Source organism: Streptomyces sp. NPDC058758 (assembly GCF_042746075.1).
Classification (GTDB): Bacteria; Actinomycetota; Actinomycetes; order Streptomycetales; family Streptomycetaceae; genus Streptomyces.
Genome location: NZ_JBHYPS010000021.1, coordinates 46586 through 58883 on the forward strand (window position 1 = coordinate 46586; position 12298 = coordinate 58883).

Annotated in this window: 12 protein-coding genes; 8 read left to right on the forward strand and 4 right to left on the reverse strand. The window is 75.7% G+C overall.

Features of this window, described 5'->3' with window-relative positions; genetic code table 11:
* The first annotated feature begins 70 nt into the window (after positions 1–70).
* Positions 71–1345: an MFS transporter gene (locus tag ACFW6A_RS23340; protein ID WP_386642474.1), complete on the forward strand. Its 1275-nt coding sequence runs from the start codon at positions 71–73 to the stop codon at positions 1343–1345.
* A gap of 25 nt (positions 1346–1370) precedes the next feature.
* Positions 1371–2018 carry an HAD family hydrolase gene (locus ACFW6A_RS23345; protein ID WP_386642477.1) on the forward strand — a complete coding sequence of 216 codons (648 nt, stop codon included), beginning with the start codon at positions 1371–1373 and terminating at the stop codon, positions 2016–2018.
* 30 nt (positions 2019–2048) lie between these two features.
* Here ACFW6A_RS23345 and ACFW6A_RS23350 read toward each other — a convergent pair whose 3' ends face one another.
* Both ACFW6A_RS23350 and ACFW6A_RS23355 read right to left on the reverse strand, forming a co-directional pair.
* Positions 2049–3629, reverse strand: coding sequence for a carbohydrate-binding protein (locus ACFW6A_RS23350; RefSeq protein WP_386642480.1), 1581 nt, complete (start codon positions 3627–3629; stop codon positions 2049–2051).
* Between the two features lie 223 nt (positions 3630–3852).
* Positions 3853–4560: a 2-phosphosulfolactate phosphatase gene (locus tag ACFW6A_RS23355; protein ID WP_386642483.1), complete on the reverse strand. Its 708-nt coding sequence runs from the start codon at positions 4558–4560 to the stop codon at positions 3853–3855.
* Positions 4561–4863: 303 nt separating this feature from the next.
* On the opposite strand from ACFW6A_RS23355, the gene ACFW6A_RS23360 reads away from it, so the two are divergent.
* A complete protein-coding gene (locus tag ACFW6A_RS23360) occupies positions 4864–5295 on the forward strand; it encodes a VOC family protein (protein WP_351855312.1) in 432 nt (143 codons plus the stop codon).
* Positions 5296–5594: 299 nt separating this feature from the next.
* Complete coding sequence (locus ACFW6A_RS23365) at positions 5595–6815, forward strand: GNAT family N-acetyltransferase (RefSeq protein ID WP_386642486.1); 1221 nt, start codon at positions 5595–5597, stop codon at positions 6813–6815.
* Between the two features lie 21 nt (positions 6816–6836).
* On the opposite strand, the gene ACFW6A_RS23370 is transcribed toward ACFW6A_RS23365, so the two are convergent.
* A complete protein-coding gene (locus ACFW6A_RS23370; protein WP_386642489.1) occupies positions 6837–7238 on the reverse strand; it encodes an anti-sigma factor antagonist in 402 nt (133 codons plus the stop codon).
* Between the two features lie 213 nt (positions 7239–7451).
* On the opposite strand from ACFW6A_RS23370, the gene ACFW6A_RS23375 reads away from it, so the two are divergent.
* The 3 genes from ACFW6A_RS23375 to ACFW6A_RS23385 all read left to right on the forward strand — a co-directional run bounded on the left by ACFW6A_RS23375 (position 7452) and on the right by ACFW6A_RS23385 (position 9868).
* Complete coding sequence (locus tag ACFW6A_RS23375) at positions 7452–7811, forward strand: metalloregulator ArsR/SmtB family transcription factor (RefSeq protein WP_351855318.1); 360 nt, start codon at positions 7452–7454, stop codon at positions 7809–7811.
* Positions 7812–7958: 147 nt separating this feature from the next.
* Positions 7959–9317, forward strand: a complete 1359-nt coding sequence (locus ACFW6A_RS23380; protein WP_386483892.1) for an MFS transporter — start codon at positions 7959–7961, stop codon at positions 9315–9317.
* Positions 9318–9457: 140 nt separating this feature from the next.
* On the forward strand, positions 9458–9868 hold the full coding sequence (locus ACFW6A_RS23385; protein WP_351855321.1) for a Rid family hydrolase: 411 nt from the start codon (positions 9458–9460) through the stop codon (positions 9866–9868).
* A 7-nt stretch (positions 9869–9875) separates the two neighbouring features.
* Here ACFW6A_RS23385 and ACFW6A_RS23390 read toward each other — a convergent pair whose 3' ends face one another.
* Positions 9876–10487, reverse strand: coding sequence for a hypothetical protein (locus tag ACFW6A_RS23390; protein WP_351855324.1), 612 nt, complete (start codon positions 10485–10487; stop codon positions 9876–9878).
* Between the two features lie 515 nt (positions 10488–11002).
* On the opposite strand from ACFW6A_RS23390, the gene ACFW6A_RS23395 reads away from it, so the two are divergent.
* Entirely contained in the window at positions 11003–12220 is a 1218-nt protein-coding gene (locus tag ACFW6A_RS23395; protein WP_351855326.1) for a S8 family peptidase, read from the forward strand.
* Positions 12221–12298: the final 78 nt, after the last annotated feature.

Genomic DNA, 12298 nt, shown 5'->3' on the forward strand with positions numbered 1-12298 from the left:
CGCCCCCCCCCCCCGCCCCGCCCGCGCCCCGCCCCCCCCCCCCCCGCCCCCGCGGCCGAGGAGCACCACCATGGACACCACCCCGGAGACCGCGCCGCCCGCCCCCGGCGGACCCGTCGGGGAGCCCGCCGACGCCGCCGTGACCCCGGGCAAGGGCTCCCTGCTCCGCCTGATGCCCATGCTGACCGTCGCCAACGCGGCGATGTACATGGTCTACATGGGCGTCGGGGCGGTGCTCCTCCCGCTCCAGGTCGAGCAGATCGACCCCGCGAACAAGGTCGCCGCCTTCGGGCTGGTCGCCGGCGTCGCGGCGGTCTTCGCGACCCTCTTCAACCCCCTCGCGGGCGTGCTCTCCGACCGCTCCGGCCGGCGCAACCCGTGGATCCTGGGCGGCGGTCTCGCCGCCCTCGGCGCGCTGGCCCTGTTGGGCCAGGCCCGCAGTGTCCTTCTCGTCGCCATCGGCTGGTGCCTGGTCCAGGCGATGGCGAACGTCTACCAGGCGGCCCTCACCGCGGTGGTCCCCGACCGCGTGCCCGTGGAGCGCCGCGGCCTCGCCTCCGCGATGGTCGGCATCGGCACCCCCATCGGCACTGCCGTCGGCATCTCCACCGCCGCCCTCTTCGTCCCCGGCGACATCGCCCTCGGCTACCTCGTGATGGGCGCCGTCATCGCCGGGGCCGCCGTCCTCTTCACCGCGGTCGTCCGCGACCTGCGCCGCCCGGCGGCCGCCCCGCCCCCGCCGGGCGGCCGGTTCCGCGCCTTCGCCGGCACCATGAAGTCCGCCGACTTCCGCTGGGTCTTCATCGGCCGCTTCCTGATGATGCTGGGCTTCTTCGCGGTCTCCCTCTTCCAGATCTACATCCTCCAGGACCACATCGAGCTGCCCGCGGGCCTGGAGCCGGAGGAGGCCGTCGCCTTCATCGCTCCCATCGACGCCGGCGTCACCCTTCTCGCCACCGTCCTCGGCGGCGTCCTCTCCGACCGGGCGGGCCGCCGCAAGCCGCTGGTCTTCGTCTCCTCCGCGCTGTGCGCGGCCGCCATGCTCGTGCCGGTCGTCAAGCCGGACTGGGACGGCATGCTGGTCTTCACGGTGCTCATCGGCCTCGCCTTCGGCTCCTACCTCGCCGTCGACACCGCCCTCGTCACCCTCGTCCTGCCGTCCGCCGGCGACGCCGCCCGCGACATGGGCGTCCTCAACGTCGCCAACGCCGGCCCGCAGATCATCGCCCCGTTCCTGGCCTCGGCGATCGTCGGCTTCCTCGGGTACGACGGTCTGTACGTCATCGCCGCCCTCGTCACCCTGGCCGGCGCGGTGTCGGTGCTCTTCGTCCGCGGCGTACGCTGACCACCGGACCCGGAGGGAGGCGGAGGTGGACGGCCGGCTGCTGCACGTCTTCGACATGGACGGCACTCTGCTGAGGGACACCTCGGCCAGTCTGGAGATCGCCGCCCGGCTCGGCTGCCTCGGGGAACTCCGGGATCTGGAGGCGGAGTTCGCCGCCGGGGTCATCGACACCCGCGGCTTCGCCGCCGCCCTGTACGGACTGTGGCGGGAGCTGACCCCCGCCGTCGTCGCCGAGGCCTTCGACGGGGCGCCCTGGATCGGCGGGCTGGCGGAGGTCCTCGCGGACATCCGGAGCCGGGGCGACCGGGCCGTCGTCGTCACCATGTCGCCGGACTTCTTCGCCGGCCGGCTGCGCGGCCTCGGCGTCGACGACGTGGTGGCCTCCGGCTTCCCGCCGCCGCCCTTCCGCTCGGCGCCCGACCCGGCCGGGATCCTCGTCCCCGCGGACAAGGTGACCGCCGTGGACCGCCTCCTCGCCGTCCTCGGCCTCGACCGCGACGCGTGCGTGGCCTACGGCGACTCCGGCTCGGACGTGCCGCTCTTCTCCGTCCTGCGCCACACCGTCGCCGTCAACGCCGCGCCCGGCCTCCGCGCCCTGGCCGCCGCCGGCTACGACGGGGACGACCTGCGGGTCGCGTACGCCCTGGGCAGGGAACTGCGCGCCCGCACCTGAACGGCCGGGTGCGGGCGCGCGGTTCGCGGGTCACCAGGTGACGGGCTTGCCCCCGAAGGTGACGGCCAGCGAGCCGTTCGCGGCGAAGGACCAGCCGAGGGCGCCGGCGTACGCCGTGCACCGCGAGCCGTTCGTCCCGGACCAGAACTGGTTCGACGCGTCGACGTCGCCCACGAGCTTGTCGTTGGTGCCGCCGCTCGTGCTCCGGCAGGACGTGTTGCCGCGGAAGACCGACGTGCCCGCCTCGAAGGTGTAGTTGCGCTGTGCGTTGTCGACCGAGACGTTCTCGGAGACCTTCAGCGAACCCGGGTTGCTGTTGTAGGTGAAGCCGTGCTTGCCGTTGCGGTAGGCGATGCTCCGGCGCACGACGTGGTCGACGGCGATGGACTCCCCGCCGAGCTTGTAGCCGTTGCGGTCGCCGTTGGCGTTCACCGTCCCGTCGGAGAGCGTGCCGTTGGTGTACGCGAGGGAGTACTCCACCGTCACCGGGTCGATCGGGCCCGTGTCCGGCTTGGTGTACAGGTCCCAGCCGTCGTCGATGTTGTGGTGGGCGACCGCGTACCGGAAGACGTTCCCCGGCCCGGTGGTCAGCTTGGCGGCGAAGCCGTCGGCGTTCTCGCCGGCCGCGTCGGCGTTGTCGTGCGACTCGACGCTCACCATGAGGTTGCGGGCCGGCCACTGGTCGCGCGGGGTGGTGGAGCCGATCCGCCCCAGCTGGAGGCCGGTGTCGCGGTTGAAGCGGGTGACCGTGCGCTCGATGACGTTGTCGCTGCCGCCGACGTAGATGCCGTTGTCGCCGGCCCGCTGGACGATCAGCCCCTTCACGTGCCAGAAGTCGCCGTTCAGGACCAGTCCCCGGTTGGCGGAGGACTCGGCCATCGCGGAGAAGTCGAGGACCGGGGTCTCGCCCGGATAGGCGGCGATCGTCTTGCGGGCGGCGGAGGTGCCGTCGTTGCCCGCCGCGACGGTGACGGTCTGCGCGAGCGCGTACGTGCCGCCGCGCAGGTGGATCGTGCCGCCCGCCCCGATCCGGGTGATCGCCGAGGCGAGCGTCGTCGGGTCGGCCTGGGTGCCGGCGGCGCCCGCGGTGCCGGTGGGCGACACGTAGAGGGCGGGGCCGGAGGGGGCGGGGGTGTCGGCGGTGGAGAGTTCGACGTGGTCGACGTTGGGCAGCCCGGCGGCGGTCGTCGGGCTGAGCCGGACGGTGTTGGTGCCCGCCGCGACCGGCACGGTGAAGGTCTTGGAGGTCCACCCGGTCCAGGTGCCGGTGGACTCGAAGGAGGCCCCCGCCGCCACCGTCGATCCGTTGACGACGACGTCGGCCGGGCGGGCCGCGGTGGCGCCGTTGGCGAACCGTACGGTGAGCGTCGCCGTCCCGGCGGCGGGCGCCGTGACGGCGAACTGCGCGTACGCGCCCACGGCGTTGGTGCCGTTGCAGAAACCGCTGCCGGAGAACCCGGTCCAGTCGGAATCGATCGTGCCGGTGCAGACGGCGGGCGAGGTCTCGGCCTCGTACCGCCCGGTCGCGGCCTGGGCGCCACCGGCGGCGGACAGGGCGACGAGGGTGCCGGCGACGAGGCCCACGCTGAGGGCGAGGGGAGTGGTGCGCATCGGTGTCTCCTGGTGGGGGAGGCGGCTCGGACACGGCGGGAAAGCGCTTTCTCCGTACGGACGCCGACGCTAGGGCGAGTGTCGGAGACGCGTCAATATGCGCGTACGTGATTGCTGTTCACGGACATGAACGACTTTTGTCCGTGCCTGTGAACGCGGGCCGTGTGGTGGGAGGGGGTGAAAGGGGAGGGAAGGGGGCGAAGGGGAGCGAGGGGGACGGGGGTCAGCGGGGCGCGTGCGGGCGCAGGACCATCAAGCCGTCCTGCGGGGTCGCCGCCATGGCGAAGGGGAAACGGTCGAGTTCGAGGCAGAGCGCGACGTCGTCGGGGTGCGCGCCTTCGCGCACCCCGCTCGCCAGCTCGGCGGCGGCACGGGACGCGGCGGCGCGGCGGAGGTAGGGGGCGGCGGTTCCGGAGGCGGTCGCGCCGGGGTCGGCGTCCGCGTCGGGTCCGGCGGCCCTGCGGGCTATGTACTGGGCGCAGGCCAGGTCCTCGTCGGCCCGCCCGTCCTCCCCCGTGACGACGAAGGTCACCTCGCCGTACCCGCCGTCCCGCAGGACCCGCGCCGTCGCCTCGGCCACCACGAACCCGGCGCAGAGCACCAGCGGGGCGTGCTTCACCGCGAGGGCGCCGACCGTCCCGGCCGTGGTCTTCTGCACGACGGTGCGGCCGGCCAGGTCGGCGGAGCGCAGCAGGCCCGGCGAGTTGACGAGGTCGAAGCCGGGGGTCGGCGGCCCGTCCTTCAGCGCCGCCCAGTCCGGGTGGCGGGCCGTGAGCGCCAGCGCGGCGGCCTGCGATTCGGCGAGCACGATCTTCTCGGCGCCCCGGGCGAAGGCCCAGGCGGCGACGGTGTACGCGCGCATGACGTCCACCACGACCGCGACGGAGGGGACTTGGCGGATCTGGGAGATGGCGAGGAAGTGGGCATCCATGCCGGCGATGATCGCGCATGCGCTCCGCCGGGCGCGACGACCGAGGCGGCCGGGCGGTCGTTGGGGGACCGGAGGCCGGAGGCCGGGGACCGGGGACCGGGGGGCGGGCGGTCGTGGCGACTGGGCGGCCGGGACGGTCGAGGGCGGTCGCGGGTGGCCGGGGCGGGCGTCGGGAGGCCGGAGTGGCCGTGGCGGCCGTGGCGACCAGGGTGGGGCTGGGCGACCGGAGGGGCCCGCATCGCACATGCCCCCCGCCGCGAATAATCCAGGAGGCAGGGGAGGCCCCGCCCCTATGATGACCCGATGCTGTCGATCAAGAAGGTCCAGATCACTTTCGACTGCGCGGAACCGGAGCGCGTCGCCCGCTTCTGGCGCGCGGTGCTCGGGTACGACGCGCCGCCGGCTCCGGAGGGCTTCGACTCCTGGGACGAGTTCGACCGCGGGACCCCCGGACGGCGGGGCGCGGACTGGGCCGCCATCCCTCCGGTGGGCGACGAGCCGCGCCTGTTCTTCCAGCGCGTGCCCGAGGGCAAGGTCGCCAAGAACCGGGTGCACCTCGACGTGCGGGCCGGCACGGGCCTCGTGGGCGACGAGCGCCTGGCCGTACTGGAGGCCGAGTGCGCGCGCCTGGTCGCGCTCGGCGCGACCCACGACCAGACGCTGTACGCGGACGAGGAGAACGAGTCCTGCATCGCGATGCGGGACATCGAGGGCAACGAGTTCTGTCTCGACTGACGAGCCGTCAAAACTCTTCCCCCACACGGTGGAACGGTTCGTGTGACCGCGTCCTGCTCCCCGCTCGGGGCCGGCCGGGCCGAGGCACTGCCCGGCCGTCCGCAGGCCCCGCCGATCTCGCGGTGTCCGCCCAGCTGCCCCCCCGCCGGCACACGGACGTCCCGCCGGCACCGCACGCCCCCGCCGACGTGCGGGCGCCCCGCCGGTTTAACCGTTTGACCCGGGCCCGGAGCGCCGCTGCACTGGGTGCGGGACGGGTGCCGCGACGTGCGGTGCCGGCACATGGGGAGGAAGCGGCAGTGACGGATATTCGGTCCACCGGGGACGAGGACCTGGACGTCTTCGTCGACACCCTGCATCGCGCGTTCGGACTTGTCCCGGGAACCCCGGGAGAGGACGGCTCGGGGGTCTGGTGGTCGGCGTTCGAGATGGACCGGAACCTGCTGGCGCTGGCCGAGGACGGCCGTCCGGTCGGCACGGCCGGCGCGTACTCCTTCGAACTCACCCTGCCGGGAGGGAACGTCGTCCCCGTCTCCGGCGTCACCGCCGTGGGCGTGCTGCCCACGCACCGACGGCAGGGCGTGCTCACCTCCTTGATGCGGCGTCAGCTCGCCGACCTGCGGGCGCGCGGAGAGGTCGCCGCCGTGCTGCTGGCGTCCGAGGCCGTCATCTACCGCCGGTTCGGCTACGGGCCCGCAACCTTCACGCAGCGGGTGGCCGTCTCCCGGCACCAGGGGGCCTTCGCCCGGCCCCGGGCGCTCGGAGCGGCCGACGCGGCCGGTTCCGTGGAGCTGCTGCGGCGGGCCGACTGCGGCCCCCTCCTCGAAGAGGTCTACGAGCGGTACCGCCGCGCCCAGCCTGGCGCGCTCGCGCGGCCGCACCGCTGGTGGGCGCGGGGCGCGGGCCAGCCGCCGGTCGCGGGGGCGCCGCGCTACGTGGCGGTCCACCGGGACGCAGAGGGCGCGGCGGACGGCTACGCCTCCTACGCGGTCGACTCCGGGACCCTCACGATCGACGAGGTCATCACGGACGACGACGCCGTCTTCGCGGAGCTCGCCCGGTTCGCGCTCGGCCACGACCTCGTCACCGAGGTCGTCTTCAAGCAGGTCCCGCCCGGTCATCCGCTGCGCCACTGGCTGGAGGACTTCCGCGCCGGCCGGCTGACCGAGGACACCGACTGGCTCTGGGTGCGCCTGCTCGACGTCCCGGGCGCGCTGACCGCGCGCGGCGGCTGGCTCGCGGACGGCGAGCTCGTCCTCGACGTCGACGACCCGTTCCTCGGCGAGCGCGGCCGCCACCTGCTGACCGTCCGGGACGGCAAGGCCGACTGCGCTCCGACGGACCGGGAGCCCGACCTCTCCCTGGACGTCTCCGACCTGGGCTCCCTCTACCTGGGCGGTACGGCCCCCAGCACCCTGGTCCGCGCCGGCCACGTACGGGCCCACCATCCCGAGGCCGCCGCCCGCGCCGACGCCCTCTTCCGCACGGAGCGCCCGCCGCACTGCCCGCACTGGTTCTGAGGGCGGGCGGCACACGGGACCTCAGGCGTCCCCGGGCCAGGCGTCGCTACGCCATTCGCGTTCCTCGACGCCCCGGTCCCGGTGGGCGGCGAGGGCGGCGGCGAGGTCGCCGTGCACGGCGACGGCCACCTTCCCGTCCCCGAAACCGGCGCCGGCCGGGGGCGCCCCGCCCTCCGGCACGGCGGCCAGTTCGAGGCCCCGCCCCTCCGCCGCGAGCCGCAGCGCGGCCTCCGACACGGCGAGGCGGCCCCCGTCGGACCACCCGCGCAGCCCGGTCAGGTCCAGCACGACGGGCCCGGTGCCCCGGGCGAGGGCCCAGCCGACGGCTCCCTGGAACCGCCCCACGGCCTCCTGCCCCAGGAAACCGGCCAGGGAGAGCACACCGAGCCCGGGGTGGATGGTGTAGCGCCACTCGATGGTCATCGTCGTCTCTCCTCGCTCCCGGCCATGTCCCGGCCGTCCGCAGCATCCTCACCCGAGACCCCACCCCCGCGCACAACGGTCCACGGAGCGGTCACCGCCCCGGAACCCCGCCACCCTCGGGCCGCCTCGTCCCGGGGCCGCACCCGCATCGAGGGAACGGCCCCGGCCCCGGAGCGCGGACGCCCGTCGGCGCCGCCTCCCTACGATGGGCGCATGGCGGATCCCGTGCGTGAACAGGTCGTGTCCCCCGTCCATCCGAGGACCCCGGGGGCGGCGGAGCTCGCGGCGGCGGCCGAGGTGTTCGGGCTGCTCGGCGATCCCACGCGGTTGCAGTTGCTGTGGGTGCTGACGCGCGGGGAGGCCGACGTCGGCGCGCTGACCGCGGCGTGCGGGGCCGCGCGGCCCGCGGTGAGCCAGCACCTGGCCAAGCTGCGGCTGAGCGGGCTCGTGCAGGCGCGGAAGGACGGGCGGCGGGTGGTGTACGCCCTGCCGGACGGGCACCTGAAGCGGCTGGTGGTCGAGGCGCTGAACCGGGCCGACCACATGGTGACGGGGGAGCCCTGGCACGACTGAGCCGGCGGGGCCCGGGCACCGGCGGGGCGCGCCGCGGAGGCCGAGGGCGCCGGGGCGCACGCGATGTTCCGTGTACATGTGCGCACGCGTGCACATGTCCGCTACGGTGAGGGGGACCGCACCCCGCTGCCGAACGAGGGCGTCCCCATGCTGTCCGTCCTGCGCGACCGCACCTACCGGCACCTCTTCCTCGCCCAGGCCCTCGCCCTCACCGGCACCGGCCTGGCGACCGTCGCCCTCGCCCTCCTCGCGTACGACCTCGCCGGCGCGCACGCGACCGCCGTGCTCGGCACCGCGCTCGCGCTCAAGATGGCGGCGTACGTCGGCCTGGCGCCGCTCGCCGGGGTGCTGGCCCGCCGGGTGCCGCGCCGGACCCTGCTCGTCGGCGCCGACCTCGTGCGGCTGGCCACCGCGCTGGCCCTGCCGTTCGTGGACCGGGTGTGGCAGGTGTACGGGCTCGTGCTGCTGCTCCAGGCGGCCTCGGCGGTCTTCACCCCGGCCTTCCAGGCGACGATCCCGCGCGTCCTGCCCGAGGAGCGCGACTACACCCGGGCCCTCGCCCTCTCGCGGCTCGCCTACGACCTGGAGAGCCTGGTCAGCCCGGTCCTCGCCGCCGCGCTCCTCGCCCTCGTGCCGTACGGGTGGCTCTTCACCGGCACCGCCGCCGGGTTCCTGCTCTCCGCGCTCCTCGTCCTGCCGCTGCGGCTCCCGGCGGACACCGGCCCCGGCCCGGCCGCCGGACGGGTCCCCGGCGCCCGGCTCCTCCTCGCCACCCCGCGGCTGCGCGCCCTGCTCGCGCTCGACCTGGCCGTCGCCGCCGCCGGAGCCATGGTGCTCGTGGAGACCGTCGTCCTCGTCCGGGAGGGACTGGGGCGCACGGCGGGCGACGTGTCCCTCGCCCTCGCCGCGTACGGGGCGGGCTCGATGACCGCGGCCCTGGCGCTCCCGCGCCTCCTCGGCCGGACCGGCGACCGCGCCCTCATGCTCCCGGCCGCCGGGGCCCTCACCGCCGGACTCGGCCTGCTGGCCACCGGACTGGCCTCCGGCTGGGCCGCCGCGCACCGGGCCGCCGCCTGGCCCGTCCTGCTCGTCCTGTGGGCCTGCCTCGGCGCCGCCACCTCGACGGTCCTCACGCCCGGCGGGCGGCTGCTGCGCCGGTCCGCCGCCGACCCCGACCTGCCCGCCCTCTTCGCCGCCCGCTTCTCCCTCTCGCACGGCTGCTGGCTGCTCACCTACCCGCTCGCCGGCTGGCTCGCGTCCCGCGCGGGACCCGCCGCCTCGGCCGCCGCCCTCACCGCCGTCGCCCTGGCCGCCACCGTCGCGGCCGCCCGGCTCTGGCCGCGCCGCGACCCCGAGGAGCTGGAGCACGCCCACCCCGAACTCCCCGCCGGGCACCCCCACACGGCCGCCGGCACCGGCCCCGGCCACCGGCACGTCCACGCCTTCCGGATCGACGCCCTGCACCGCCACTGGCCGGCCCCGCCCGGCCCGGCCCCCACCGGCTGAGCGGGCGGGACGCCCCGCCCGGCCCGTTCGGCCGTCGGAAAAGCGGTCGAGGTTCCGGGGCGGACTTGAGAAGGTGGGGCTTTTCCCGCCCCGGCCGGGCCGGTGCGGCCCCCGGACCGTCGCAGCCGAGAGGATCCCCCGTGCCCAGCGCCGTCAGCCTCATCCGTTCCGCCACCCTGTCCGACGTCGCCGAGTACGCGTACGCCGCGACCGCGCCCGCCGGGGCCCGGCTGGTCTTCCTGGCCGGTGCCTGCCCGCTCGACGCCGACGGCGCCACCGTGGCGGTCGGGGACGTCGCCGGGCAGGCGGCGGCCTGCGTCGCGAACCTGCGGACGGCGCTGAAGGACGCCGGGGCCGGCATCGAGGACGTCATCAGCACCCGCGTGCTCGTCGCGACGACCCGTCAGCCCGACCTGGTGGCCGCCTGGCAGGTGGTCCGCGACGCCTTCGGCGACCACGACGTGCCGAGCACCCTGATGGGCGTCACCGTGCTCGGGTACCACGACCAGCTCGTCGAGATCGAGGCCGTCGCCGCCGTCCTCGACGCCTGACCGCGCCTCACCCGGAGCGCGTCCACAGGGTCAGGTCGCTGGACGTGGCGACCGCGAGCGTCCGCCCCGACGGGGAGAAGCCGGCGGCGCGCAGCGTCGACCAGGTGGAGTGCAGGACGTGCCACCAGCCCTCGGTGTGCGGCGGACGGTGCCAGTTCCCGCCGTTGGCGGAGAGCAGGATCCGGTGGTTCGGCCAGTCGGGGGCCTCGACGTCCACCGTCCAGCCGTCGCCGCTCGTGCTGTGCAGACCGCCGCCGAACAGCCCCGCGATCCGCACCCGTCGCCCGGCGAGCGGGCCGATCCCGGGGCACGACAGGTCCGGGGTGCCGTCCGGCCCGTCGTCCTCCGGGTCCCGGTCCCGCGCGACCCGCTCGCCCGTCACCGCGTCGAAGACGCCGTAACCCTGGTGGGAGACGACCATCACCAGGTCGTGGCCGGTGGCGGGGTCCACGCCGAAGCCGACGCCGGTGAGGCCGCCGACGGCGGCGCGGTCGCCGAACACGTTCCGCCAGGGCGCCGGCGCCGGGACGACCGGGGCGGCGAGGAGCCGGCGGCGCAGTCCCGCCTGGTACGGGGAGAGGGCGGGGGCGCCGTCGTCCGGCGCGGGCGTGCTTCGCATGCCCCGATCATGACGGGCCCTCCCGCGGAGGAGTGACCCGCCCCTCCCCGGAGCCGACGCCGGAGCGGACGCGCCCGAGGCCGTGCCGTCGCATCCGCATTCGTGTCCGCGTCCGCTGCCGCACCCGCCCCCGCACCCGCCGTCGTACCGCCCGCACCACCGTGCCGCCACCTCCCCCTCCCCCTCCCTCTCCTCCCGCCCCTCCCTCCCCGGCCGTCCGGCTTTCGTGCGGTGCCGTCCGGTGGCCGGTCCTCGCGGGTGGCGGCCGGAACGCGACGGTGGCGCGGGCGGGGCGGTTCGCGGGGGTTCGGCAGGGGATCGGGGGAGTCTCCGTGTCCACGACATGGCAGATACATGACAGGAGGCCAACTTCCTTGATCCGCCCGGCCGGTGAGGCACAGGCTTCTGCCCACGCCGAGCGGAGGACCCCCTCCCCGGCAGTGCGTGCGACCGCACGCGACCCCCACCGCGCCGCCCGAACCGGGGCGCGCCGCTCCCAGGAGGAACCACTCACCATGGCACTCCCGCACCGCACCGCCCGCCGCACGCTGATCGCCTCCGCCGCCACCGTGGCCGCGCTCGCCACCGGCCTCGCCGTGGCCCCCGCGCAGGCCGCCCAGGCCCCCGCCGAGGGCGTCGTCGTCGCCGCAGGCTCGGCCGACGCCGTCGCCGACAGCTACCTCGTCAGCCTCAAGCCCGGCGCCGGCTTCGCCGCAGGCTCCGCCAAGGGCCGCGCGCTCATAGCCGGTTACGGCGGCAAGGTCGGCAAGACCTTCGGCGCCGCCCTCAACGGCTACACCGTCACCCTCGACGCGGCGGCCGCCCGCCGCCTCGCCGCCGACCCGGCCGTCGCCACCGTCGAGCAGAACCGCGTCGTCCGCGCCGACGCCACCCAGACGAACGCGCCGTGGGGCCTCGATCGCATCGACCAGGCCGCCCTGCCGCTCTCCGGCACCTATACGTACCCGGACAGCGCGGGCGCCGGAGTCACCGCGTACGTCATCGACACCGGCGTGCGGATCAGCCACAGCGAGCTCGCGGGCCGGGCCGTCAACGGCTACGACGCCGTCGAGGGCGACACCGTCGCCCAGGACGGCAACGGCCACGGCACCCACGTCGCCACCACCATCGCCGGCTCCACCTACGGCGTGGCCAAGGCCGCCAAGGTCGTCGCCGTCCGCGTCCTCGACGCCAACGGCTCCGGCACCACCGCGGGCGTCGTCGCCGGCATCGACTGGGTGACCTCCCACCACACCGCCGGAGCCCCCGCCGTCGCCAACCTCTCGCTCGGCGGCGGCGCGTCCACCACCCTCGACAACGCCGTCAAGCGCTCCATCGCCGACGGCGTCACCTACGCCGTCGCCGCCGGCAACTCCGGGGTGAACGCACGCAACTCCTCGCCCGCCCGCGTCACCGAGGCCCTCACCGTCGGCGCCACGAACAACGCCGACGCCAAGGCGAGCTGGTCCAACTACGGCGCCGTCCTCGACCTGTTCGCCCCCGGCGTCTCCATCACCGCCGGCTGGCACACCGGCGACACCGCCACGAACACCATCTCCGGCACCTCCATGGCCGCCCCGCACGTCGCCGGAGCCGCCGCCGTCTACCTGGCGGGCCACCCCTCGGCCACCCCCGCCCAGGTCGCCACCGCCCTGGTGAACGGCGCCACCCCCGACAAGGTCACCACCCCCGGCAGCGGCTCCCCGAACCGCCTCCTCCGCCTCGTTCCGTAACCCCGGACGCCACGACCGCGCCCCGGCACCCCTCCAGGTGCCGGGGCGCGGTCACGCACCCGCCGTGACCTCCACGGG